Consider the following 25,286-nt stretch of genomic DNA (forward strand, 5'->3'; position numbering starts at 1 on the left):
GAAAAACCGTGAGTTTTCAGGACCAGAAAAAACTGATTTTGGCATTCCACGACGCGCTGGATGACACGGATGCCGCCGGCGTCGGCCAGGTCATCGAACAATTCTGCGCACCCGATCTGCTGTGGCGCGGCTTTCACCCCTTCCATGAAATCGTCGGCGCAAAGGCCGTGGCCGAGACGTTCTGGCAACCGATCAAGCACGGCCTGAAGCGCATGCAGAACCGGATGGACATCTTCTTTGCCGGCCGAAACTCGCTGACCCAATCCGATGATGTCTGGGTCGTGTCGATGGGGCATCTGATGGGCCTGTTCGACGCGCCGTGGCTGGGCATTCCGCCCACCGGCAAGCTGGCCTTTCTGCGGTACTGCGCCTTTTACAGGGTCGCAGATGGAAAAATCACCGAAACGGCCATGTATTTCGACATTCCCCACCTCATGGTGCAGGCCGGGCTGAACCCCTTTCCTCCACAAACCGCGGCACACCTCGTGCAGCCCGGCCCCAGAACCCATGACGGGCTTTTGATCGACGACCAGCCCGCAGCCGAAGGCCAAAAGACACTGGCGCTGATCAACGCGATGATTTCGGACCTGGGCCAGTGGAGCAGCGGCCTGACGCTGGAGGAGGAACTGGCACGCACCTGGCATGACGACATGCTGTGGTGGGGTCCCGAGGGGATCGGAGCCACCTACACCATCCCGCGCTATGCCAAGCAGCACTCGGGCCCGTTCCGCGCCGGTTTCGCCGAGCGGTCCAAAACGCGACACATCTGCCGCATGGCCGAGGGGCATTATGGCGGGTTCTTCGGATGGCCCAACTTCACTGCCGTTCCGACAGGCGGCTTCATGGGCATGCCCGCAACCGGCAAACCGGGTGAGTTTCGGGTCATCGACATCTATCGGCGCGCGGGCGACAAGCTGGCCGAAAACTGGATTTTCATCGACCTGCTGCATTTCTGGAACCAGCAAGGGGTCGACATCCTGTCGCGCACGCTAAGGACTGCCACGCCATGATGATCGACGCACATCACCATTTGTGGAACCTGAAGGCGGTGCACTATCCTTGGCTGATGGAGACCGGCGCTGTGCGGTTTTTCGGTGACCCGTCAGCTATCCAACGCGACTATCTTTTGGACGAATTCCGCGCAGACGCCGCGGCGCAGGGGTTTTCTGCGTCCGTCCACATTCAGGTGGGCGCGGCGGACCCTTGGGCCGAGGCCGCTTGGGTGCAGTCGGTTGCCGATCAGACACCCGACTGGCCGTTGGTCCAAGTGGCTTTCTGCGATCTAACTGCCCCGGACCTGGGGCACCGGCTGGACAGGCTGCAAACCCTGCCCTCTTTGCGGGGCGTGCGCCAGATCGTCGGCCGCGCACCCGAAGAGGACATGGCATCCGGCACCAATGCCCTGCTGGACGACCCACGTTTTCTGGCCGGCCTGCAGGAACTGGGCGCGCGCGGTCTTTCATTTGATCTGCAACTGCTGCCCGAGCTGATGGAGCAAGCCGCCCGCGTTCTGGAGCGCGCGCCCGAAACGTCGGTTGCCCTGTGTCATGCCGGCTCGCCACATGATAGAACAGAGGGCGGGATCAAATCCTGGTCCAGATCCCTTCGGTCGCTGTCCGCGCTGCCGCATGTGTCGTGCAAACTGTCCGGTCTGGGCATGTTCGACCACGGTTGGACGGCAGACTCCGTCCGCCCGATCGTTCAGGAGTGCCTGAACCAGTTCGGCCCCGCCCGCTGCATGTTCGGGTCCAACTTCCCTGTGGACAGCCTGTCCTCGGACTATGCGGAACTGGTGTCTCGCCACCGTTCGCTGATTCCGGCTGAGATGCAGGCGGATGTGTTCGGGCGCACGGCCCGACGTTTCTATCGGTTTTGACGGGTCGGGGTCAGAAACCACTGACCCGCTCGATCAGCCAATACATCGAAACGGTTCCAATTCCATATCCGGTTACCGTCGTCGCCCAGTCGAGTGCGCCACGGGATTGGAAAGCACCCAGAACACGCAGCACCGCCAAGCCAAGCGCGACGACGGCGACAAATGCCAATTGGCCGGCTTCGACCCCGATATTGAAGGCTAGCAATGCGGCTGGAATGTCACCTGCAGGCAAACCGATCTCGGACAGGGCCCCGGCAAACCCCAAACCGTGCAACAAACCGAAACTGAAGCAGACAATCCACGGATATTGCTCGGACAGTCGCAACTGCCCGTCCTTGTGCCGCAATATCTCAAGGGCAAGAAACACGATGGACAGGGCGATCACCGCTTCGACCGGAGGACCCGGCACTTGCAGCAAGCCAAGTGTAGCCAAGGCCAAGGTGATTGAATGTGCGACCGTAAACGCCGTAATCGCCCCGACAAGCCGCCAAGGATCGCGCACCAGAACGATCAGGGCAAACACGAACAACAGGTGATCCCAACCTTCGAGAATGTGTTCGAACCCCAATTGAAAATAGCTGGCGAAAACCGCCCAGGTTGACGGATCGGCCGGGATCGTCAGCTTGGTATTGTCTGGGGTGAAACGCAGCGTTACCGCTTCTGCAGCCAATGGCTGCATCCGCAGCAATACGTCGTTGCGTTGCAACTCAAGCCCATCAATCGCGATCGGTTGATCCGCGATCGGCCCTTGGCATTGCGCCACCCAGACCGAAACCCACGCAGCCCCATCGTTCTGCGGCGCGGGTCCTGATTGCGGCGTACAAATCTTTGGCAAGACCGCCTCGATTGCCATCGGCCGCCCGTTCACATCCGGCAGCCTCCACAGAACCTGCCACGTGTTTTCCGTCAACTGCCGCAGATCGAGGAAACCGGGATCCAAGGCATGGGCTTGGCTTTGCCCGGCCGCCAGCATCAACCAAAAGGCGGAAAGCGCTGCGAGGATCCGCGTCATTCTTGCGGCTCCCACGCGGGCAGCGAGATCTCATACCTGTCAGCCAGGCTCTGGTATTGTGCTTCGGCCAGTTCCTCGGAGGTTTGTCTGCGCCAATCTTGAATCACCATGTCACGAACGTCATCCAGCGGCGGCAGTATGCCCGGCTCCACTGCGTTGACCCTCACCAAGTGCTGGCCATAGCCCGACACCACCGGTCCGGCCCATGCTCCGCTGGGCAACGACGCCAGGATCTCGGAAAAGCCGCGCCCAAACGTGCTGTCGATTGCGCGCGCCGACGACAGCGGCACCGTCTTTGGCAACAGCGTGGGCAACCCTACCTGCATAGGGTCATTGCCCGCCGCAAGAGCCGATTGAGCCGCCTCAACATCGGCGCTGCCGGGGGTCTCGCCCAAGAAGACTTGTTCAAAGGCGAATTTCGGGGGCGTTCGGAATCTATCTGGATTGTCTTGCAGATACGCCGCAAGTTCCGCATCTTCGGGCACGACAGACGACGCAATCGAGCGAGTCAGGAATTCCATCTTCTGAGCAAGCCGCGCCCGAATGACTGGATCGCCCCGGTCCAGACCAAGATCGCGAGCCTCGCGCACCAATATTTCTTCGCGTACCAAGCCATCCACCAGCCGCCGCAATTCTTCTGGGGTGGGCGCACGATTCCAACTGGCGCTGAACCGGCTTGCCAACATCGATACATCATTGTCGTCAACAACGATTGCTTGCTGCTGAGCCTGCTCCTCGGACGGTGGGGATATCCAGTTGAACCACGCGAAGATTGCCACTCCAATCAACAGGAAATGTGCCAGTGGTTCTTTCAGAAAACGCATAAAATTACCTGTACTCTCGAAAAGCTTTCGCAGAAAAGTGGCCACGACACCGGGGCAAAGCCCACTCGCCCATCATGACAAAAAAAACCGGGCGATGTCATCCGCCCGGCTGAAACACTTTCGACAACCGGTCATCCCTCCGGTGTGTACCAGATCGGCGACGAATAGGCGCGCTCCTGATGCACCAGTTGCGCCTCCTCGGGAAGCTCAAGGTCAAAGCGCAGCTTGTCGTACAGAACCCAGCGTGGGGTCGGGATTTCCAATACCCGGACATAGTAGAAAGCCCGGGCTGCCGGATCGAATTCGGGATCGGTCCAGACGGTCACCAGCTCGGACGCGCCGATCGTGTTGGTCCAGCTTACGGTGTCCAGATCGACCGTATTTCCGACCGGGGGCAGTTTGCCATTTGCGTCCGGCTCTCGATCCCCTGACCAAACAACGTCGAACACCTTTTCCTGCATCTCACCCTCGGCGTCCAACCAGCCCTTGACCACCTGGACACGGTCCAAGTTGGCGCCGATCGGATCGCGCAATGCCCCGATCAGGAAGGTCGGTGCACCTTCACCCTCGCGCGGGCGGAGATCACTGCCCATGGGTACGCCCTTGGTATAGCCTACATCGGCCACCAGACGCGTCAGCAAATCGTCCTCGACAAAATCCCATCCGCCAAAGAACCGCAGCCCGATCCGAGGCCCGGTCGTGGCATAGGTTTCGCGCCGCTTGAACGCGTCGAAAATGGCCGAGCGCGTGTTGTCCGACGCCCAGACCGCCGTGTAGCCCGAGGCCACCAGCGTATGCCCTTCGAACGCGCCCAACTCGCTTTCGACGAAGGGGTGCAGCACACGGGTCGGCGATGGTTCGGCACTGACGGATTTTCCGAAATAGTTTTCCTCCTCCGCTGTGGTCAACGAAGTATGGCTGTCGGTGGCGCCGCCCATTCCGAACTTGTAGGGGTTTACGCCGAATTTCTCTTCGAGCATCAATCCGCGTTTCAGCGCCTCGCGCGCGTATTCGCCGGCCAACATGTCGTCGGTTTTCAGTTGCGTAATATCCAGATTGCCCACATCCCAATTCTCGTAGTCGGCAAATTCATCATCCGGGCTGAGAAAGGGATGCGCCTCTCCGTCGCCCTTAATCTGCGTCACCTCGTAGTGCGGTTCCCACTTGGCACGATTCTTGACGTATTCTTCGTCGACCTTGCCACCGTGATAGGTGTCTTCGGTCGGAAACATCCAGCCGTTGGACAGATTGCCATTATGCGCAAAGGCCAAAGCCCGTCCGCCGGTCCGGGCCTGATAGTCTTCCAACCAAGCATAGAGCGCCTTGGGATCCGTATCCCCGTAGGGCGGTTGTGTGACCGGTGGCACCACCTGCAGCGCTCGGATCGGCCCGTCCCGCAGCATGACGTTGCGGTGCAGGTTGAACCCCTTGGGTACCGAAGTCCATTCGAACCCAATGAAAGCGGTGAAATTGCCCGGATCGTTGTGCCGTTCGGCGGCCAGAACGATCTGCTCCCATGTAAAGGCAAATGCATCGGCGCCGGGGCTGTAGGATTCCAGCAGCACCTCGGGCAGGGTCATTTGCGAAAAATTGGTGATGATATCAAAGGCGGCCTTTGCGGCCTCTTCCCCGCCAGCCTTGTAGCCCTGGTACCATTGCAACCCCTTCGGATCAGCCAGCACACCCGGCTTGCCCGCCTGCAGGTCAGGCGCAAACCCCATCAAGTCGGTGTGATCGGTCAGAACCATCCAGTCGAGAGGCCGCGCAAGGCGCACCGGCTGACCTGTCGAAGAGATTACCTGCTCGCCCTTCGCAAATCGCCACGCCTCATCCGGACCGAGCGTATTGCCGAAAGCGCCGGCGTCCAATGACAAGGACGTGTGCAGATGTGTATCGCCCCACAACGGACGTTCGGGAAAAGTACGATTTGCATAAGGCGAAAACGGTGCTTCGGCGAAAGTGCCTTCGGCAGCCTCCTTGCTGGGAACGGCATCCGCAAAACCCGAGGTTGGCAAGGCTATCAATCCGGCGAGTATCGCGGCCACTCTAAACATCTGGTCCCCCACTTCCGTTTTGTGCGACCGGTCTTTGCCGCAGGCTCGACTCACAGAGTATCACAGTGAGGCAGCGCAAGTCTGAGAAACTTGCCTTGGGGCCAGATGACCACCTAAAGACCCTGAAAAGTCGTCAGAAACGGTAAGTCGCCCCGATCACTGGCCCAGATTGGCTGAACGTGAAGTCGTTGCCGTTCAGGACGTGATCAAAGGAAATGTAGCGATAGCCACCCCGGATCAGCCACCTTTCGTTCAAAGCATAATCCGCCGTCAGCAGCACCTGCCAGGTTTCGCTGTCACTCTGAAAGCCGCCATAATCGAAAAAGGCGGTGCCGGTCCACCGTTCGGACAGGACGAAACGCGCCCGCGCTGCAATCACCGCATCGGTCCAACTATTGTCGACCGAACTTGTACCACCCGGCGCGGAACCGGGCCGAAGCGTGAAGGTAGTTTCAGTACTGAACCAGCGCAGACCACCCGCCAGATCCAGTTGAACGGTCGGATCCTCGTAGACCCGATAGCCCAGATAGGCGCTGAGGAATTGTGTTGTTGTCGAGGTGTCGAGCCCCGAGAAAATCGGTCCGGGCGTATCGGTTCCGAACGACAGGTCCGTGTAGTTGTAGTCCGCCAACAGGGTCCAGCGCCCGTTGGTCGCGGAAAATGTACCCATGAAGGCCAGATCCAAGTTGCTCAGCGCGTCCGAGAAGCTCAACGTGCCCTCTACGCCTCCTGCGGGCGTGTCGAGGCCGGTCTTGGTTTCCGGCATGAACAGGTAGATCGTCGCCTGATAGGACCAATCGCCTTGCTGGGCCCGGGCCGAATCTGCCCCGATGACAAACGCAACCGCACACGTGGCGGTCGCTGCGATCAAATTTCGTGTTGTTCCAAACATCATTTTCCTCCCGCAAACACAAAAATTTTTTTCTTTCGCCCAGAAAGAGGGGCAAGCAGCACTGGTTGCCCAGTTCAACATAAAAACATCTTGATGTCGCCGCCCGAATTGCCGCTCGCCCTGATTAGATCTCGTAAACGCTGCTAAACGGTACGCGCCGTCATGCAGGCCACCGGAAGGAAATCTTCGGCCGGTTTACAGCCACGTTACCCGTCGAATTCGCGGCGCTTCGGCGCCAGTTCCATGTACTGCGAACCGGAGTCTGCGCCGCTCAGCCCGAACGACTTGCAGCAGAAGTGCCCCCCACGAGGATGTGAGCTCTTGCAAAGTGACGGGTCAAATCAAACGGCTATTCACCTGCCCCAGTCCAGATGCAACGCCGCGCGGCAGGCCGGTTCTTCCAGAACCCCGAAGGGCCGCCTCCCGTCTGCCAGAAGGCCGCACCGACCGGCGTTTTGGATACCGCGAAGAAATCCGATGCCAGTCCATCACTCTTTGTATTGCTTCCGCCGCACGGCAGGGTCACACCGCGCATTTAAAGTGCATTGCGGCCGGGAGTGTCGGCACCTTCCAGATTGTCTTGGGGGAGAAAGACAGTCGCCGACTTGAAAAGTTTCTCTTGGAAGTCACCGGCTGGATTTTACCAAGTGGCGGACCGAGGAGCAACAATACTTTTTATATAACTATTTGTTAATATTTTATAAAATCTCAGAAATTAAGATACATACCACTAAATATACCACACCAGTCATTGGAACTGGCGCTTCAAAGTCTCAGGTTCGGGCATGACGGAACGACCGGTAGCTAAGATAGCAGACACTCATACAAAGTGCAGCGAACGTCTTCTTCGAGCCGAGGCTGTGTGAAAACTCCGGCAGCCTGACTCGATTGCTCGAAAACCCGAGATTTTTGCTCTCTCTCGTCAAGCTGAGCACCTGTTAGGACGATTGGCAGAAACGAGCTCGACGAGAGAGATTTCACCGCTCGGTTTTCACACAGCCTCAGCCCGAAGCAGCCGTTCAGTCGTCCGAGTTTCGCCGCCATGTAGCGAATGGCAGCTTCGATCCCGGGGCGGACGTTTCCGATCAGTGGAGATCGTATTGAATGAAGATTTTCCATGGGGTGGCTTCCGCCGGGTCTGAGCACTCGGGGGTAACGGTCGATCTAACGGAACCCGGTGCTTTAAAAGATCCTCAACAAGTCCTGATGCGCCTGGACCGCATTGCCCTGAAGCGTCTTCCATTCGAGGTCGGGCGCGGCGTTCATTCTGACATCACCAATTTTTCGACTAGGCCCATGCCCGCTGGCTTCTGGACGAACATAAAGACGTTTCAGTTCGCCAACGTTGGGTCGGACCTGTTGCAGCTTTCCACGGCCGACACGCCATTGCGTCCCATCGTGTGCGAGTACAAGCCCGACGCCAGGCGGAAGTACCAAATTCCGCTTGGGTAGAGGGGCGCCAGAGGGTCCCCAGGCGTGGTGCCGGCTGGGCCGGCTGTCGCGTTCGGAGGGCGACTATCATTGCCAGACATAGCGTCGCGCGGCCCCGAATAATTACAGATCTCTGTTTGCTGGATCGCGCTGTGCGGCTTTGCAACAGGAAGACATCGCTGCATAATACTACGGTGCCCGCGCGCCTTTTGCTCGGGCGCGCTGGATTTTGAGCCGCAAGTATAACGATGAGTGAGCGATGGGGCGTCAGAAAACTGGAATATACCTCTTAACTTTGAAGGTCTCGCTTCTCTTATTGATTGCCGATCAGGGTTCTTCGCAGGCAGTTGATGCAGCCAGCCGCCTTGATAACTTGCTCAATGATTATAGAGAGGGCTGCTCGGAGAGCGGAGGCGCCCTGAAGTATAGTGGGGCCGTCAGTCGATACGATTTGGACAAAAGCGGCAAGCCTGAATACGTCGTCGACACGTCTCGATTAATCTGTTCGGCGCCTTCGGGTGGCGTTTATTGCGGTAGTGGTGGGTGTAATGTTTTTCTTATTTCCGCGCATTCGGAAGTTTCTGTTTTGGTCCAGCGATGGCAAGTGGTTGAACTAGAGTCAGGTGGCGTGTTTCTTGCCATTGTTAAGGGGGATAATTGCGGAGTTCGGATTTCGGACCTCTGTGTGCGGGCGTTTACGGTAAATGATGATAGAATATCGCACAGGCACTAACGTCGGAGCTCGCAACAACTCCTCAGCCTGAGTTCTTCTCTAGCATTCGCCACCAGCTCGGCAGCACTTGGTCCAGCTACAAACTTTGCTGCAATGCCAGGTATCGCCTTTTTGCTCAGCCCGGTTCCAGCATTCATAAAGGCCACTTCCATCTCTCGTTCGAGTTGGTAGGCATTTAGGCGTAAGTCGTCGTTCTTGCCATTTGGTCTCGCCGCAGTTTGGTCGACCATCGCCGGGTTCCAATAAGTCTTTCATTGGAGCCTGATCGTTTGTGCTTAGTTTTTTTTTACATTTTGGTTGTCTGAGGAATTAAGCTGTAGAAGCTTCTTATTAATGGCTTCCAAATCTTGCTTCATGTCTTTCTCGAATTGGCTTTCCTCGTGACCTCGGCCTTTACACTCCCTAAGGCACTTACTATATCCGTTATGGCATTTTACTTTTTCAGCGGCATTCGTTTCTGTATTTATACAGTCATAGGCTCTAATGCAGTAGCCCGTGTTGCAGCTCTGGGGATCGAATTCACCGTCAGTTGTATCTGTTGCCCGGCCCTCAATCGACTGCGATTGCGCAAAACCCGGATGTAAAAAAAGCAGAAAGAGAGCCAGTATCAGCTGAGTTTTCATGTTAATTCTCCGTTTCCGGGTAGCGATCAGCCACAAGCAAAACGCCTCATTCGATCAAAGGCAAGCAATAGTTTTCAAGAATGAAATCATAACATGCCAAGGAAAACCTATAGCGAGGGTCTTGACCCCAGCCACTATCTGGCATTGTCCCATATGGGATCATTCCGTCGAAGTTGCCGACAGCCCACCCCAACTCGTCGGTCGGGATGCCCCACTTTTCGTAGTCCGGTTGTCGGGCACCGGTAAGCCAACCCGGGTCAAACCCTTGATACGAATTAAATCCGATTGCAGCCTCGATATGGCTGCAAAGGAATGTGTTCGGGTTCGTTTCCAGATACGGCCATTCGCAGCTGCAGTCAGGTGGTGGCTTGCCATGAACGCAAATCGATGAGCCCGGTTGGCTTTGAGGCCGATTTTGGATTTTGCCCGACTGAGGCCTCATTTCTTCCGTGCGCTCTGGAGACTGAAGTGCCTGCTCCTCGACTTCCCCATCCGGCGCTTGATTTTGTGACGCGTTGTATTCGAATGCTTTAGAAATCCGTGATTCCGCCTCGCTGGTCAGACCACTTACTTCCACATTCAGTATTCGTTCGATTTCTTCAGGTTCTTCGAGGTTGTATTCGTCTTCACAATTCTTCTGGATTTCATGGTATGCGTCTATGGCTTCATTTAATACCTCTAAGTAATCGAAGCAAAAAAGCAATCCTTCGGGTGTTTTCATTTCTGACCACGTGCAGCCCAGATCGTCACTTTTCAACCGTTCAAATGGCTCTGAAACCAATTCGCAAGGTGCACCTAGGTCGGAATCTTGATAGGTCTCAACGGTTGCCAGCATTTCACCGAGGGTCAATGCCATCGTCTCAACCGGAGAAACGGTGGCACCCGCAAAAATTATGCCGAGCCGTATTCGAGTAATGCGCTCCACTCCCAACGTATTTTGAGGTTCATGATGTCTGAAGCACCGTATCGTGTCAAACTGCACTTGTGACTATGACGGCATTAATCGAAGGCAAATCATGTTCTGCCCCGGTGCTTATGAGCCGGCGTTGGGAATAAGAGTTGCCAGCTTGGGCACCAAGGAGGGGCGATCCTGCAATCTCTGTATTCGCTCTTCTGGCGATCGGTCTGATGGTTTGCTGGCGAAGGCATGTGGAAGATATTCGGCGGGCGTACCAGCCGGATTTCCGTTTCAATCTTAGCCCCAGCCTAAACAGCCCAGCATCAATGGGCGTTGCTGGCGAACGCATTGCAGGGTGTTGTACCGTCTCCTAGACTACCTGGTAGTCCAGCTTTAAGCTATTTTTGCGCTTATCTAAGCAACCGATCTGGGAGACTGGCTTTGTCGATTGGGAATTTCGCTCTGAGATTGCTGGCGCTCCTGTTCTGGACTTTGACGGTAACAAGCTGGTCGCCCGCCGAAACGGGGAGTTTTGTCCGCTCGGGAGAAGCCTGGGTACAAGTGCATAGTCGTTCCGAGGTCTCGCAGGCGCGCACTTTGGCCAAGGGGTTGCTCAAGCAATGGCCAGATTCAAGAATTTTCAGGTCACAGAATGGCTTTTATGCCGTCGTGATCGGGACAATCTTTATTCCAGACCAGAACGATTTGATTACAGATTGGAAATCCAGGGGCTGGATTCCACAGGACACCCTTCTTTCCAGCGGCGGGTCCTATGTGGAAGAGATCGCGATTGAGGCGAGCGACTACTCTGGCGTCTTTATGGAGCCAACCTCGGCTGACAAAGCTGCCTCCATATTCGTTGAGCCAACGACCACTGACGACCCAGACTCCGTAGCAGTTGGCCCAGAAGACAGCGATGTCGCTGAGCCACCTGTGAAACACAAGGATCGGAGGTACGTAGAGTTTCAATGTAAAGGCAAGACAATTAAAAAGACTTTGGACGTGAACGAGTACAGCGGATGGGACGGCGCCTACTGGGGACGTGAAGTTATCACCCAAGACTCGTACTCGGTCATATGGGATGAAGAACAGCGAACCCTAGCATCTACAATGGGTTTCTTTGGTCAAGTCCCATGGCCTTCTGGGGCGAGAGTGATTTACTCGATGGAGGAGATTAATAGGGCTGTTTTTCAGAGAGTTGACGTGACGCCAGAAGAGATTGGCCCCGCCTATGGGCTGGATGCCCGAACGCGCCTCGTGTTCAATCGGGGCAAAGGTCGTCTGTTCGCTATCAGGAAGCAATACGCCCCGTATCTGGTGCAGTCAGACAATTCGAACAACAGTAGTCTAATGATTAGCGGTTTCTTTTCAGTGCACGCGGCGGCATGCGTTCAAATGGCGAACTTAGGTGCCGACCCGGCGGTCGAAAACGACGAAGCTCAGGCGCCCCTACCGGTCGCCGAAAAGTCAGGCCACACGGGCTTTGCCGAACAGGTGATTTCGGAAAAGGCCACCGCGCGGACCGAGACCTCTGCGCTGGCTCCGACAAAAGCGCCGGATCATCAGCCGCCTGGCAGACTTGTCGGGAAGAAATGGATCCAAGTGTATAGCAGGCCAACACGTGACGAGGCCGTCGCCTTGGCCAGGGGTCTGCTGGCCCCCTGGCCGCATACACAGGTTTTCCGATCGCGGAATGGTCAATTTGCTGTTGTGGCTGGTACGTTACTTGATCCCGATCAGCTTCATCTCCTCGACTTCTTCAAGACACACGAAAACGATGAAAAACGGATTCCGAGTGACTCCGTCCTCGTATCGGGCGAAGACTATATCGAGGATATCCTCTTCGTCCGCGCCCCGCTCGGATTCGATGCCAAAGTCGACCCGGTTCGGGGATCACAGGATTTTGCGGCAAGTGATGGGGGGGCTTATAATGCAGCTGGGACTGACGAATTCTATAATGGAGTGCGCTTAGAAAAGGGTGATCAGGTTCTCCAGTGCCGCGGATTGTTGAAGCATGAGCACATCCATCTTGAGATAATCGAGGGAATACCGGCTCCGGATGTCCGGAAGAACAAAGAATACAGCGAGTCATTTTCTATTTTGATCAATCTTGAGAAAAACAACTTCCGTTTCCTCGAGGGAGAAGTTTTTTACTTCGGGGTTCCTCCGGTCTATTCGGATGCACGTTACGGTTTCAGCCGGATCGAAGGCGAAAAGATTACTCTGATAGACGAGGAAGAAAACGGCGTAGGCTTGGGCCCAGGCGAAGTGGATCAAAGGCGTTGGGGTCTTCAGTTTAATTCGAGTGACTATTCCTACAATAGTCTGACGGGGATGCTAATAAGAATTATCGTCGACGGACGCCATCTTCTGGGAGACCGAGGATACAATGAGGGCACACGGACCGACATTTACAGGGGATCGGGAGATTGTTGGCCTATCAAGGAGGTTGGAATTGTTCGATGCACAGGGACCGGTGCGTGCGACTGAAGGACGGCCGGGCAGAATGAACATGTTGAATTCGACGCAGAGCGTTGTCTGTGGTGGTTAGCAACGATAAAGCAGGCTAAAGTTGTAATCAATCTTTGGCTGCAACAGCACAATCATACTCGCCCTCACCAGGCGATCAACATGCGACCGCGAGCGCCTGACACGCTATTGAAGAACGCCCAAGTCAGCGGATCAGAAACAGGGGGCTAGAAAAGGGCTGGTCATCTTTTGGATTTTCCGGCGCTGCTTTTGCGTTGGCAAATATCAATGTTCATGCCTTAAGCGAATGTCGTAGCCAAAGGTGTGATCGATGAGCTTCGGAACGTAGGCGCGTGCGGCCAAGACGTTCTTTTCAACTTCTCTCGATAATTCAGAATGATGAATGGACGCGTAGATGGACGGCTCCTCTCCGTGCGAGATAGCCCTCCCCCTCTCTCTGCCGATTTTTCGCAGCCAATGAAGTTCATTTTCTTTGTCGAATGTAGTGCCATAGTAAGGCCTGTGTATAATTCCCAGGTTTTCCGTAATGATTTTCAATAATTTGTTGGGAATTTTTTCAGAATACAGTTTTCTTTCGAAATAATTGACCTCTTTTAGGAAGGATGCCTGCAACTGAGTAGCATTAGATGGCACACCAAATTTTCGGTGCATTTCTTCTACAGTGGAAGATTGCTCTATTCTCATATGCTCCCGAGCCCGCTTAAGTCGTCCCGCTTTCCGCCACCTAATGAGTGGGTTTATTTCTTCGTGGTCACGCACCACCCGATCTGCCTCAAAATAGTACTCCCTAAGCGGACAACTTATGGCGTCTTGGATTGCCAGATCAGTGGCCACACGAGACAGCCTATCCCGCCAGGCATTGACGTCACCGCTACCGGGATTCTGCGATCCGAGGCGAGGCTCAAGCGAATCTCCATGAGGCATAATGAGCATCGGCAGGTGTAGGGCAAGCTCTTGAAGATCAACACGGAACCACTCACCGACAACGTTCTTGGCCATCAGAAAATCGCGGACTCTTCGCTCAAGCGCTTCCGCTTCTCGATGGAATATTACGAAGTGCAATTCCGGCTTCTCCACCAGGATCTCAGCACGCTCAATTATCCGTCCAATGTTTATGTCTCCGTTTCCGGCCAGAGATGTCCCCTTATTCGAAAAACTGATGTTAATTAGGCTTGGATCCCACGGGAGACTGTATCCGTACAAGAGCGTTGGAATCCCTCGATCGCCAACAATAATGGGTTTTGTCATTGTCAGGTCGAACGCCTCCGCGCGGCTCCATCCTCGAACATAGCGACTGCCCCCCAGGAGATTTCCGGGCGCGACCCCGCCGAAGGTATCTTTAGTCGGCACGTTAGAGAAGACAACTAGCGCGCATATTCCGATATGGCTGGAACGCTGAAAAACCTGGCCCTCGCTGCTCGATTCCCAATCTTGGGACAACGGCTGCATTGTCCCGCTTAGCGGTTGTTCGGGGAAAACCGATCGATGTCCGAATTGCGGACCAAAGCGCCAGTTCGCTGCGCTTGCGCCAATGTCTGGTTCTTGCGGCTTTGCGATCCTTCAGTTTGGATTGCACACGATTTGCACATTCTTTCTGGCTACAGCCCTAACTTGGCGGGACTGTCTGTCCGTTCCTCCATGATCCCGGTCCGGTGATCAAGCCTGACGTCCGCGTGGAGTTGATGGCATATTTTCGTGCCAATTGGCATGGCATGCGATCGGCCCATTTCCGAAACTGGGCAGAACATGCCCTGTTCCAGTGACCGCCGGCCTTCATCTCCGAAAGACGAAAAGCAATTTCCGACGATCGGCCGAAATCAGACCAGCATGTCGGCCGACACGGTCATCTCGTTCACCCAAGCCATCAGCGCTGCGGGTTCGGGCGGCAATCGGGTTGCCAGCCCCTCCGCGAAGGTCTCGAAGGCCGGTCGGTTGAGCGCATTGAGGCCGACCAGAACGGGGATCTCCATCGCGACCGCCTCGGCAATCACGCTACGGAACCCGCGACCTTCGGCCTCGTGTTTGCCGAACTTGTTGACGATCAGGAGGTCAGCACCGGATGACAGGCTGGCCGCGACCAGACCCACCGCCGTTTCCAGCGCAGCGGGGTCGAGGCGGCACCCCCGCGCCTGCGTGCCAAGATCCTGGCTGATGCGCAGAACTGCACCATCGGGCAGCACCCGCACATCCATGTCGCAGGGGCCGGCATCGACGCGGGCGCTATTGATCTGGACCGTCCCGCAGCATTTGAGGCCCCGGTTTGCGAGGTCTTTTGCCAGCCGTTCAAGCACCAGATCCGTATCGCCGCGTCCTGGCGCCATCGTGTAGGCAAGTTTCATGTCCGGGCTCCTTCAGGATTGGCAGAAAGGTTGGAATTCGACCAGCGCACCGGCTGGCAGACATTCGGCGTCGGCGGGCAGAAACATGAGCCCGTCCGCTAGAGAGAGCAGCCCGACACGGGCCGAATGTGTGGCATCCTCGAAACAGACGATCTCGCGACCATGGGCATCGAAACCGGCCAGCGTGGCGGGTCGGAGTTCGCAGCGCCCGGCCTTGCGGCGGATTGGGCTTGCGGTCACGACATGCCGCCGGGTCGGGATGGACCCCTCGCCGTTCAGGGCACGGACCAACGCCAGTCCGAAGACCTGCCATGTGACGAAGGCCGATACCGGGTTACCGGGCAATCCAAGCCAGTACGCCTTGCCGATGCGCCCGACCGACACCGGCTTGCCCGGTTTGATCGCGACGCCGCTAAACAGGGTTTCGCCTCCGAGCGCCATGACGGCTGGTTTAACATGGTCTTCTTCGCCCACCGAGATACCGCCCGTGGTGATGACAAGATCGGCCTGCGCCGCCAGGTCACCCAATTGACGGACAAGGCCGGCAAGGTTGTCGGCACCATGAGCTGAGGCAACGATGTCAGCGTCTGCAGCTGTGAGGCTTGCCGTCAGCATCGGCGTATTGACGTCCCAGATCTGGGCGGCCTCACGCGCGCCTCCGGCGCGCCGAACCTCGTCGCCGGTGACCAGTAGTGCCATGCGCAACCGGCGCCGAACGCGCAAGATGCCTGCACCGCCGGCGCCACAGGCGGCAATCTCCCTAGGACCAAGCCTGCGGCCCTTGTCCAGAACGGTCGCACCCTTGGCCATGTCGCTGCCCGCGCGGCGGATGTTCAGGCCCGGCACAGGTCGGCGCGACAGATGAATAACGTCCCCGTCACGCAGGACGTCCTCCTGCATTACGACCGCGTCCGCGCCATTGGGGATTGGCGCGCCCGTAAAGATCCGGGCCGCAACCGCTCCTGCGACCGGCGTCGTCACCGCCTGCCCGGCAGGCACGCGCGCAACGACCGGCAGTACCCAAGGTCCGGCGCCAGCCAGGGCCGATGTGGCGATCGCATAACCATCCATCGCCGCATTATCGAAAGCCGGTGCCATGGACCGGGACCGGACCGGCTGAGCGAGAATGCGGCCAAAGGCGTGGTCGAGCGACAGGGCCTCGGTTCGGCCGACCGGTGCTACGTGCCCTGCAATCCGGCCTAGGGCCTCGTCGATGCTGATCAGCGCGTCAAGCATGTCCTGACTGTCACAGCCGCAGCCCGGAGACGCGATGGCTTGATGGATGGTCATTGTGCTGCCTCCTGTGTGGATTGCGCGGACTTGAAATGCCCGGGCCCGATGCTGCAATCGAGATCTCGTAGGCGCCCGTCCTTGAGCCCGTAAATCAGACCGTGCACCCGGACATCAGCCCCGCGGCGCCATGCCCTCTGAAGGATAGGCGTTTCGCAGACACGCCGCACGCCTTCGGCCACGTTGAGTTCGGCGAGCCTGTCGCGTTGCGCCTCGAGGTCGGGTTCGCGCCCCAAATCGACCGCGTAAGCGCGGGCCAGGCGCCGGATCGGTTCCAGCCAATGATCGGCCAGACCGTGCGGCAGATCCTCGGTCGCGGCCTTGACCCCGCCGCAGCCATAGTGGCCGCAAACGATGATCTCGCGCACATGCAACGCATCGACCGCGAATTCCAGCGCCGACAGCAGGTTCATGTCCGAGGAGTGAACGATGTTGGCAACGTTGCGATGGACGAAAACCTCGCCCGGATCGAGCCCCGCGACCACGTTGGCCGGCACCCGGCTGTCCGAACAGCCGATCCAGAAGAACTCGGGCGCCTGAAGGGCGGCAAGGCGGGTGAAATAGTCGGGCTCTTCGTCGTGACGTTGTTTCGACCACGCCACATTGCGCGCCAGAAGGTCATTCAGCATCGGTCGTCTCCGGGAAATCTGGCAGCCCGCGTCTTGAGCGCATGTGTTTCGACAGGATCCGCAGATCGGCCCGGGTCAGCCGGGCGCGGGCAATCGGCAAGAGGATCGCATTTTCGGCAACGAGGTGGCGCCGCACGTGCCCCGCAAACCTGGACAACACCCCGCGCTCCTTTGCGGACAGATCGGCCCCCTTATCAAGGCAACCGGCGAGCATCGCACGCACTTCGGGCAGCAGACGCATCGCCTCATCCTGATCGGCTCTGATCCGGTCGATCGCACCCTCAATCGCATCCTCTTCTGTGCAGCGCCGGGCAAGAAGCGGGAACAGGTCCTCAGCCTCGTCGCGCAGGTGGACGTTCAGTTCCTCGTTCACAAAGCGCAGCACCGTTGTCGCTTTTTGGCGATTGAAAGCGTCCGCCGTTGCCAGCGCGTCGATAACTGCGCAAATCTGACGTTCACGCAGGTGGTCTTCGCTGATGAAGTCCAGAGGATTTGCGAGCAGGCTCGGACTCGTCGGTTTGTCGCCACTTCCGCGCGTCACTGTCTCTGACGGTTTCATCACACGTCCTTTCGCGTGGTTCAGATCGGCGTCAGGCTTGCGCCGGAGATCTGCGCCCCTTGACCGAGGCTCTCCACGAAGGCGCGCGAGGCGCGCGCCCAGGCTGCCTTTTCCAAAGCCTGCGCGATCTTCGGGCGAACGGTGTCGTAGGGCAGCACCTGCCCCGGCGCCGTGGCATTCAGTCGGATGATATGCCAGCCGTGCCGCGACAACACGGGCGCCGGGGTCACCGCCCCTTCGTTCAGGGAGCGCAGGGCTGCCTCGAACTCCGGCACGGTGTCGCCGGGGCCAAGCTGACCCAGATGGCCGCCAGAAGCCTTCGAACCGCAATCGCTTTCGCGCGCGGCAGCGGCAAATCCCTTGGCATCGCCGTCGAGTCGCGCCAGCAGGGCAACGGCTCGTGCCTCGGCCGCGGCGCACTCGGCTTCGTCGCGCGGATCGCAGGAGCACAGGATGTGCGAGACATCCCAGAGCGGTGCCGAACGATATCGGGCGGGGTCCTTCTCCCATTCCGCGCGCACGGCCTCTTCACCGACGGGTTCGATCACCAGCGCCTCGTCCAGCAGGGCGCGGATCAGGGCTTCGTCGTCCGTCTCGAAGCGCCCCGGCGCCAGCTCGAGCGGGTCGGGCGTCAACCCGCGCCGCTTCGCCTCCTGCAAGAGCAGCGTACGGATCGCCAGCGCCTGCGCCGCCTTGCGCCAGGCGATCCCCGGCTTGTCCTTGGGGGCGCTTTGGTTCTGGGCCTCGGCGGCGATTGCCGCCGAGGGGATGGTTTCGCCGTTCACGACGACATCGGGAAACAGGGCCACGTTCATCTGGCTCACTCCGCTGGCGTCGTGGCGGTAGGACCGTGCTTGGCTTGCACCTTGTCATAGGCGCGGCGGCGCTCCTCAAGCGGGCGATGCCGCCGCGATCGTACGATCTGGTAACCCGGCCGCGTCAGCAGGTAGCGGAAGGGAGCCGCGAGCCCGGACCAGATGTGGACGAGCCGCGTGAACGGAAACAGCGCCGTGATGATGAGACCGAGGAAGATGTGCAGCTTGTAGAGCCAGTGCACGTCGACGACGGTGACCCAGGCGTTGATGTTCCAGCTGACCACGCTCTGCGACCAGGTCATGAAGCGGACCATTTCCGACCCGTCCATGTGCTGCACCGTCTGGGTGATCGTCAGCAGGCCGATGGCCAGCTGCAGCCATATCAGGACCATGATCAGGATGTCGGGAAAGGTCGATGTCACGCGGATGCGCGGATCGACCAGGCGGCGATGGATCAGCATGGTCGATCCGATCAGGGCCGCGATGCCGGCAGGCCCGCCGATCAGGACCGCCATCCATTGCTTAAGCGCATAGGGAATGCCGATGGCATCCAGCACCCAGACCGGCGTGAACAACCCCACGAGGTGACCGAAGAACACGGTCAGGATGCCGACGTGGAAAAGGATCGAGCCCCAGATCAACTGCTTTCGGCGCAGAAGCTGGCTCGAGGAACTCTTCCAGGTGAAAGGGTCCCGCTCGTAACGCACAATCGATCCCACCAGGAAGATCGTCAGCGCGACATAGGGCATGACCCCGAAGATGACGAAGTTGATGTCGAAGTCGCCGAACATTTCATGCGCTCCTGTTCAAGGGTTTGGGGGCGGAGGTCGCCCGGAATGCGGGTTCGTCCATCGCCGCGAGCATGTCGCGAACTTGTGGGCAACCTGCATTGGGATCGGGGCCGAAAGTGACTTCCGTTTCCTCCCAGACGGCGTCGAGCGCCACGAGGTCGGTCGGATCATCATCGGGCTGGGCCAGCATGTCGGCGACCGCTTCGGCGTTGGCCCGGACGCCCGACAGCTGCAAAAGAGCGGCGAACGCGGCTGCATATCCGCTGTCGCGACGGACGAGCCGCGTAGCGAGAGCATCGAGGACATGCGCCGCGTCCGCCAAGGTTTCCTGTGCCTCGGAAGAAGGGCGCGAGGCCAGGAATTCCAACAGCACCGGCAAATGATCAGGCAGTTCCGAGGTGGCGGGTTCGAACCCGCACTCCCGGTAGGTGTCGATCAGGCTGACCATGGCGCCGCCGCGGTCACGGCTTTCGCCATGAACGTGCTCGAAGAGATTGAGCGAGAGCGTCCGCGACCGGTCGAAGAGCATCACGTAGCCCTCCTGCAGGTCGTAGAGGTCAGCTGTTGCAAAGCCATCGGCCAATGTGCGCAGCGCAGCCCGCGTATCGGCGGCGATGCGGGGATCGCAGCCAAGAACGGCGCCGATGTCCGGCATCGCCTCCTGAAGTTCTCGAGAGGGATAGCTCAGGATCAGCGACAGGGCCTTCAGGGAACGGTCCATCATCAGAATGTCTCCTGCGGAAGGGCGAATTTCTTCTTCTTGCCGCCGAAGAGCGTCGTCTTGCCCGCCTCGCCGGTGGAACAGCCGTTGCCATCGGTGAAGCCGCAGCCGCCGCGAATGTCCGCGCCATGCTCGTTCTGTTCGCGGTGTGTCGTGGGAATCGCGAAACGATCCTCGTAATCGGCGATGGCCATGATCTTGTACATGTCCTCGATCACCCGGCCGGACATGCCGACCCGGGCGGCGATCGCCTCGTCCCGCACGCCGTCCACGCTGAGCGCCCGCATGTAGAGCCGCATCGCGGACATGCGTTCGAGGGCGTGAACGATGGGCTCCTCGTCGCCCGCCGTCAGCATGTTGGCGAGGTATTTGACGGGGATGCGCAGGGACCGCACGTCGGGCATCTGGTCGCTCATTGCGATCTGTCCCGCCTGGGCGGCGTTCTGGATCGGCGACAGTGGCGGGATGTACCACACCATCGGCAGCGTCCGGTATTCGGGGTGTAGCGGGAAGGCCACCTTCCAGTCCATCGCCATCTTCCAGACCGGGCTGACCTTCGCTGCCTCGATCCAGTCCTCGGGTACACCGTCACGGCGAGCCGCGGCGATCACCTCGGGATCGTTGGGGTCAAGGAAGACGTCGAGCTGCGCGCCGTAGAGATCTGTCTCGCGTTCGGCACTCGCCGCCGCCTCGATCTTGTCGGCGTCATAAAGAATGACACCCAGATAGCGGATGCGTCCGACGCAGGTTTCCGAACAGACCGTCGGCTGGCCGGACTCAATCCGCGGATAGCAGAAGGTGCATTTCTCGGATTTGCCCGTGTCCCAGTTGTAATAGACCTTCTTGTAGGGGCAGCCCGAGACGCACATCCGCCAGCCGCGGCACTTCTCCTGGTCGATCAGGACAATGCCGTCCTCCTCGCGCTTGTAGATCGCGCCCGAGGGGCAGGAGGCCGAGCAGGTCGGGTTTAGGCAATGCTCGCACAGACGCGGCAGATACATCATGAAGGTGTTTTCATACTCTCCATAGATGTCCTTCTGCACCTGGTCGAAGTTGTAATCCTGCGACCGCTTGGAAAACTCGCCGCCGAGGATTTCCTCCCAGTTCGGTCCCTTCTCGATCTTCTCCATCCGCTCGCCGGTGATCTTGGAACGCGGCCGCGCAGTCGGGAACGCGGTCATGTCGGGCGCGGATTTCAGGTGGTCGTAGTCGAAATCGAACGGCTCGTAGTAGTCGTCGATCTCGGGCATGGCCGGGTTGGCGAAGATGTTCGCCAGGATCCGCCATTTGCTGCCCTGCTTGGGATGCAATTTGCCCGAAGCCGAGCGTACCCAGCCGCCGTTCCAGCGCTTCTGGTTTTCCCAGTCGGTCGGATAGCCGGTGCCGGGCTTGGTCTCGACGTTGTTGAACCATGCGTATTCGACACCTTCGCGCGTCGTCCACACGTTCTTGCAGGTGACCGAGCAGGTGTGACACCCGATGCATTTGTCAAGGTTCAGGACCTTTCCGATTTGTGCACGAACTCTCATTCCGCTGCCTCCACGTTCTGGGTTGCGGACCGGCTTGCGGGTTTGTCGAGCCAGTCGATCTTCTTCATTTTCCGCACGATCACGAACTCGTCGCGATTGCTGCCCACGGTGCCGTAGTAGTTGAAGCCGTAGGACAGCTGCGCGTAGCCGCCGATCATGTGCGTGGGTTTCAGCGTGGCACGGGTGACCGAGTTGTGGATGCCGCCGCGATTGCCGGTCTTCTCGGACCCAGGTGTATTCACGATCTTTTCTTGCGCGTGATACATGAACAGCGTTCCCTGCTTGATCCGCTGTGACACCACCACCCGCGCGGTCAGCGCGCCGTTGATGTTGTAGGCCTCGACCCAGTCGTTATCGACAAGGCCCGCCTTTGCCGCATCCACCTCGGACATCCAGACCACCGGCCCGCCCCTGTTCAGCGTCAGCATCAGCAGGTTGTCGGTGTAGGTCGAATGGATGCCCCATTTCTGGTGCGGCGTAATAAAGTTCAGCACCACGTGAGGGCTGCCCTCGGCCGCGTCGTTGTTGACGGCCTTGGTGATCGTCTTGAGGTCCACCGGCGGGCGGTAGCTGACGAAGCCCTCGCCAAAGGCGCGCATCCATTCGTGATCCTGGTAGAGCTGCTGGCGGCCCGTCAGGGTGCGCCACGGGATCAGCTCGTGCACGTTGGTGTAGCCCGCGTTGTAGCAGACCTCCTCGCTTTCGATGCCCGACCATGTGGGGCTGGAGATGATCTTGCGCGGTTGTGCGGCGATGTCGCGGAAGCGGATCTTGGTGTGATGCGCGCCTTCCGCGAGGTGGGCGTGATGCCGGCCGGTGGGTTTCTCCAGTTCTTCCCAGGCCTTCACGGCCACCTCGCCATTGGTTTCGGGGGCAAGCATCAGGATCATCTCGGCCGCGTCGATGGCGGTTTCGAGCTTCGCCTGGCCTTTCGAGACGCCCTCATCCTGGACCACGCCATTCAGATCGCGCAGGTGCTTGACCTCGGTCTTGGTGTCCCAGGTGATCCCCTTGCCGCCATTGCCAAGCTTTTCAAGGAGCGGACCGACCGAGGTGAACTTCTTGTAGAGATTAGGATAGTCCCGCTCGACGGCGATGTAGTTCGGCGCTGTCTTACCGGGGATCAGGTCGCATTCGCCCTTCTTCCAGTCCTTCACATGCGCCTGCGCCAGTTCGGCGGCGGTATCGTGCAGGAGAGGAAGCTGGACGATGTCGGTCTCGACACCCAGAACCTCGGGCGCGACTTCGGAGAATTTCCGGGCGATGGACTTGAAGATCTCCCAGTCGGACTTGCTCTCGTAGGCCGGGTCCACCGCCGCCTGCAGCGGATGGATGAAGGGGTGCATGTCCGAGGTGTTGAGGTCGTCCTTCTCGTACCAGCTGGCCGTGGGCAGGACGATGTCGGAATAGACCGCCGTCGTGGACATGCGGAAGTCGATGCACACCAGCAGGTCGAGCTTGCCCTTCGGCGCTTCGTCGTGCCAGCGGGCCTCCTTCGGCATCACGCCGCCTTCCTCGCCGAGGTCCTTGCCCATCACCCCATGGTCGGTGCCCAAGAGGTGCTTGAGGAAGTACTCGTGTCCCTTGCCAGACGACCCCAGCAGGTTCGAACGCCAGACGAACAGATTGCGCGGCCAGTTCTCGGGGGCGTCCGGGTCTTGACAGGACATCTCCAGATCACCGGCTTTCAGCTGTTCGGCGACGTAGTCCTTGATCTCTTTCCCGGCCTTTTGGGCGGCTTTCGAGACCTCCAGAGGGTTCGTCTTCAATTGCGGGGCCGAGGGTAGCCAGCCCATGCGTTCCGCGCGTATGTTGTAGTCAATCAGGGAAATATCCCAGTCGCCCTCGGGCGCGGTCGGCGACAAGATCTCGCCTGCACGCAGGGTTTCATAGCGCCACTGGTCGGTATGGGCATACCAGCAGGAGGTGGAGTTCATGTGACGCGGCGGGCGGTTCCAGTCGAGCGCGAAGGCCAGCGGCTGCCAGCCCGTCTGCGGGCGCAGCTTCTCCTGGCCGACATAGTGCGACCAGCCCCCGCCCTCCTGGCCGATGCAGCCGCACATCACCAGCATGTTGATGATGCCGCGGTAGTTCATGTCCATGTGGTACCAGTGGTTCAGACCAGCCCCGAGGATTACCATGGACTTGCCATGGGTCTTTTCGGAGTTGCCTGCGAATTCCCTCGCCACGGCGATGATCTTCTCGCGCTCGACGCCGGTGATCTTTTCAGCCCAGGCAGGGGTGTAGGGGCTGTCGTCGTTGAAATCCTTGGACACCCAGTCCCCGCCAAGGCCCCGGTCGAGACCGTAATTGGCGCAGAAGAGGTCGAACACCGTGGCAACTAGAACCTCCTTGCCATCGGCCAGTTTCACGCGGCGCGCCGGAATGTTCCGGGTCAGCACCTCGGGGTGATCGCATTTCACGAAATCGCCCGTGGCCGCACCGCCGAAATAAGGGAAGTCGACACCGACAACCTCGTCGTGGTCGCCGTCGAGGATCTGGCTCAGGCGCAGCTTGCTTTCAGCGCCCTTCGCTTTCTCTTCGAGATTCCACTTGCCTTCTTCGCCCCAGCGGAACCCGATGGACCCGTTGGGCGCGACGATCTGGCCCGACGCCTCGTCGTAGGCGACTGTCTTCCAGTCGGGGTTGTTGGCCTCGCCCAGCTTGCCGTCGAAGTCGTCGGCGCGCAGCATCCGGCCCGGCACCATATGCCCGTCCTTTTCGTCGAGCCGAACGAGCATCGGCATGTCCGTGTACTTGCGGGCGTACTCCTCGAAATACTCGGCCTGCCGGTCGAGGTGGAATTCGCGCAGGATCACGTGACCCATCGCCATTGCCAGCGCCGCGTCGGTGCCCGCCTGCGGGTTCAGCCAGATGTCGCCGAACTTGGCGGCTTCCGAATAGTCCGGGCTGACCACGGCCGACTTGGTGCCGCGATAGCGGACCTCGGTGTAGAAATGCGCGTCCGGCGTGCGCGTCTGCGGCACGTTCGAGCCCCAGAGCATCAGGAAGCCCGCGTTGTACCAGTCGGCCGATTCCGGCACGTCGGTCTGTTCGCCCCAGGTCTGGGGGGAAGCTGGCGGCAAGTCACAGTACCAGTCGTAGAACGACATGCAGGTGCCGCCGAGAAGCGACAGGTAGCGCGAGCCGGCGGCATAGCTCACCATCGACATCGCCGGGATGGGCGAGAAGCCGAACACCCGGTCGGGCCCGTAGGTTTTCGCGGTATAGGCGTTGGCAGCGGCGACGATCTCTGTCGCCTCGTCCCAGCTTGCTCGCACGAACCCACCCTTGCCACGCGTCTTGGTGTAGCTGGCGCGCAGAATAGGATCGTTCTGGATCGCGGCCCAGGCGGCCACCGGCGTCATGGTCTCGCGCATCTTCCGCCAGGCACGCATCAGGCTGCCGCGGATGAGGGGGTTCTTCACCCGGTTCGCGGAATAGAGATACCAGCTGTAGGAGGCACCCCGCGCACACCCGCGCGGTTCATGATTAGGCAGCCCCGCGCGGGTGCGCGGATAATCCGTCTGCTGCGTCTCCCAGGTCACGATGCCGGATTTGATGTAGATCTTCCACGAACACGACCCGGTGCAGTTCACCCCGTGGGTCGAACGGACGATCTTGTCGTGCCGCCAGCGGTTTCTGTAGGTGTCTTCCCAGCTGCGATCCTCACGGGTGGTCTGTCCCCAACCGTCGGAGAATTGCTCCAGTTCCTTGCTCTGGAAGAAGTTCAGTTTGTCGAGCAGATGGCTCATTGGGCTGTCCTTTCGGGTGTCTGAG

General features: G+C 59.0%; 20 protein-coding genes. 4 read left to right on the forward strand and 16 right to left on the reverse strand.

Going from position 1 to position 25,286, the window contains the following annotated elements:
* Nucleotides 1-8: 8 nt before the first annotated feature.
* The gene (locus tag AC2FMD_RS03185) at nt 9-1,010 is read left to right on the forward strand and encodes a nuclear transport factor 2 family protein (RefSeq protein WP_496794642.1); all 1,002 of its coding nucleotides are present in this window, start codon (nt 9-11) and stop codon (nt 1,008-1,010) included.
* Nucleotides 1,010-1,876 (forward strand): amidohydrolase family protein, encoded by an 867-nt coding sequence (locus AC2FMD_RS03190; protein WP_496679227.1) that lies wholly within the window; start codon nt 1,010-1,012, stop codon nt 1,874-1,876. Before AC2FMD_RS03185 ends, AC2FMD_RS03190 begins: the two co-directional genes overlap by 1 nt.
* A 10-nt stretch (nt 1,877-1,886) precedes the next feature.
* On the opposite strand, the gene AC2FMD_RS03195 is transcribed toward AC2FMD_RS03190, so the two are convergent.
* The 4 genes from AC2FMD_RS03195 to AC2FMD_RS03210 all read right to left on the reverse strand — a co-directional run bounded on the left by AC2FMD_RS03195 (nt 1,887) and on the right by AC2FMD_RS03210 (nt 6,658).
* Nucleotides 1,887-2,888, reverse strand: a complete 1,002-nt coding sequence (locus AC2FMD_RS03195) for a HupE/UreJ family protein (RefSeq protein ID WP_496686712.1) — start codon at nt 2,886-2,888, stop codon at nt 1,887-1,889.
* Nucleotides 2,885-3,757 carry a peptidyl-prolyl cis-trans isomerase gene (locus AC2FMD_RS03200; protein ID WP_496742868.1) on the reverse strand — a complete coding sequence of 291 codons (873 nt, stop codon included), beginning with the start codon at nt 3,755-3,757 and terminating at the stop codon, nt 2,885-2,887. Before AC2FMD_RS03200 ends, AC2FMD_RS03195 begins: the two co-directional genes overlap by 4 nt.
* An 86-nt stretch (nt 3,758-3,843) precedes the next feature.
* Nucleotides 3,844-5,766, reverse strand: a complete 1,923-nt coding sequence (locus tag AC2FMD_RS03205; RefSeq protein WP_496742867.1) for a DUF3604 domain-containing protein — start codon at nt 5,764-5,766, stop codon at nt 3,844-3,846.
* Between the two features lie 133 nt (nt 5,767-5,899).
* Nucleotides 5,900-6,658 carry a porin family protein gene (locus tag AC2FMD_RS03210; protein WP_496794643.1) on the reverse strand — a complete coding sequence of 253 codons (759 nt, stop codon included), beginning with the start codon at nt 6,656-6,658 and terminating at the stop codon, nt 5,900-5,902.
* A 1,104-nt stretch (nt 6,659-7,762) separates the two neighbouring features.
* Between AC2FMD_RS03210 and AC2FMD_RS03215 the strand changes: the two genes are divergently transcribed.
* The gene (locus AC2FMD_RS03215) at nt 7,763-8,110 is read left to right on the forward strand and encodes a hypothetical protein (RefSeq protein WP_496794644.1); all 348 of its coding nucleotides are present in this window, start codon (nt 7,763-7,765) and stop codon (nt 8,108-8,110) included.
* A 987-nt stretch (nt 8,111-9,097) separates the two neighbouring features.
* Here the strand turns inward: AC2FMD_RS03215 and AC2FMD_RS03220 are convergent.
* Nucleotides 9,098-9,445, reverse strand: coding sequence for a hypothetical protein (locus AC2FMD_RS03220; protein WP_496794645.1), 348 nt, complete (start codon nt 9,443-9,445; stop codon nt 9,098-9,100).
* 46 nt (nt 9,446-9,491) lie between these two features.
* A complete protein-coding gene (locus tag AC2FMD_RS03225; RefSeq protein WP_496794646.1) occupies nt 9,492-10,301 on the reverse strand; it encodes a hypothetical protein in 810 nt (269 codons plus the stop codon).
* A 510-nt stretch (nt 10,302-10,811) separates the two neighbouring features.
* Between AC2FMD_RS03225 and AC2FMD_RS03230 the strand changes: the two genes are divergently transcribed.
* Nucleotides 10,812-12,833: a hypothetical protein gene (locus AC2FMD_RS03230; protein WP_496794647.1), complete on the forward strand. Its 2,022-nt coding sequence runs from the start codon at nt 10,812-10,814 to the stop codon at nt 12,831-12,833.
* Between the two features lie 264 nt (nt 12,834-13,097).
* Here AC2FMD_RS03230 and AC2FMD_RS03235 read toward each other — a convergent pair whose 3' ends face one another.
* The 10 genes from AC2FMD_RS03235 to AC2FMD_RS03280 form a co-directional block, all read right to left on the reverse strand.
* On the reverse strand, nt 13,098-14,081 hold the full coding sequence (locus AC2FMD_RS03235; protein WP_496794648.1) for a hypothetical protein: 984 nt from the start codon (nt 14,079-14,081) through the stop codon (nt 13,098-13,100).
* Between the two features lie 569 nt (nt 14,082-14,650).
* Nucleotides 14,651-15,172: a DUF2478 domain-containing protein gene (locus AC2FMD_RS03240; protein WP_496794649.1), complete on the reverse strand. Its 522-nt coding sequence runs from the start codon at nt 15,170-15,172 to the stop codon at nt 14,651-14,653.
* Between the two features lie 12 nt (nt 15,173-15,184).
* The gene (locus AC2FMD_RS03245; protein WP_496794650.1) at nt 15,185-16,462 is read right to left on the reverse strand and encodes a molybdopterin molybdotransferase MoeA; all 1,278 of its coding nucleotides are present in this window, start codon (nt 16,460-16,462) and stop codon (nt 15,185-15,187) included.
* The gene (locus AC2FMD_RS03250; protein ID WP_496794651.1) at nt 16,459-17,091 is read right to left on the reverse strand and encodes a carbonic anhydrase; all 633 of its coding nucleotides are present in this window, start codon (nt 17,089-17,091) and stop codon (nt 16,459-16,461) included. The genes AC2FMD_RS03245 and AC2FMD_RS03250 overlap by 4 nt, the downstream gene beginning before the upstream one ends.
* Entirely contained in the window at nt 17,081-17,650 is a 570-nt protein-coding gene (locus tag AC2FMD_RS03255) for a hemerythrin domain-containing protein (protein ID WP_109565324.1), read from the reverse strand. Before AC2FMD_RS03255 ends, AC2FMD_RS03250 begins: the two co-directional genes overlap by 11 nt.
* A 20-nt stretch (nt 17,651-17,670) precedes the next feature.
* The gene (locus AC2FMD_RS03260; protein ID WP_496794669.1) at nt 17,671-18,465 is read right to left on the reverse strand and encodes a peptidylprolyl isomerase; all 795 of its coding nucleotides are present in this window, start codon (nt 18,463-18,465) and stop codon (nt 17,671-17,673) included.
* Nucleotides 18,466-18,470: 5 nt separating this feature from the next.
* Nucleotides 18,471-19,256, reverse strand: a complete 786-nt coding sequence (narI, locus tag AC2FMD_RS03265) for a respiratory nitrate reductase subunit gamma (protein WP_496794652.1) — start codon at nt 19,254-19,256, stop codon at nt 18,471-18,473.
* A gap of 1 nt (nt 19,257) precedes the next feature.
* Nucleotides 19,258-19,977, reverse strand: coding sequence for a nitrate reductase molybdenum cofactor assembly chaperone (narJ, locus tag AC2FMD_RS03270; RefSeq protein WP_496794670.1), 720 nt, complete (start codon nt 19,975-19,977; stop codon nt 19,258-19,260).
* Between the two features lie 2 nt (nt 19,978-19,979).
* The gene (gene narH, locus AC2FMD_RS03275) at nt 19,980-21,506 is read right to left on the reverse strand and encodes a nitrate reductase subunit beta (RefSeq protein WP_496794653.1); all 1,527 of its coding nucleotides are present in this window, start codon (nt 21,504-21,506) and stop codon (nt 19,980-19,982) included.
* Nucleotides 21,503-25,261, reverse strand: coding sequence for a nitrate reductase subunit alpha (locus tag AC2FMD_RS03280; RefSeq protein WP_496794654.1), 3,759 nt, complete (start codon nt 25,259-25,261; stop codon nt 21,503-21,505). Before AC2FMD_RS03280 ends, narH begins: the two co-directional genes overlap by 4 nt.
* Between the last annotated feature and the right edge of the window lie 25 nt (nt 25,262-25,286).

It is taken from the genome of Ruegeria sp. BHSC276 (assembly GCF_059612945.1).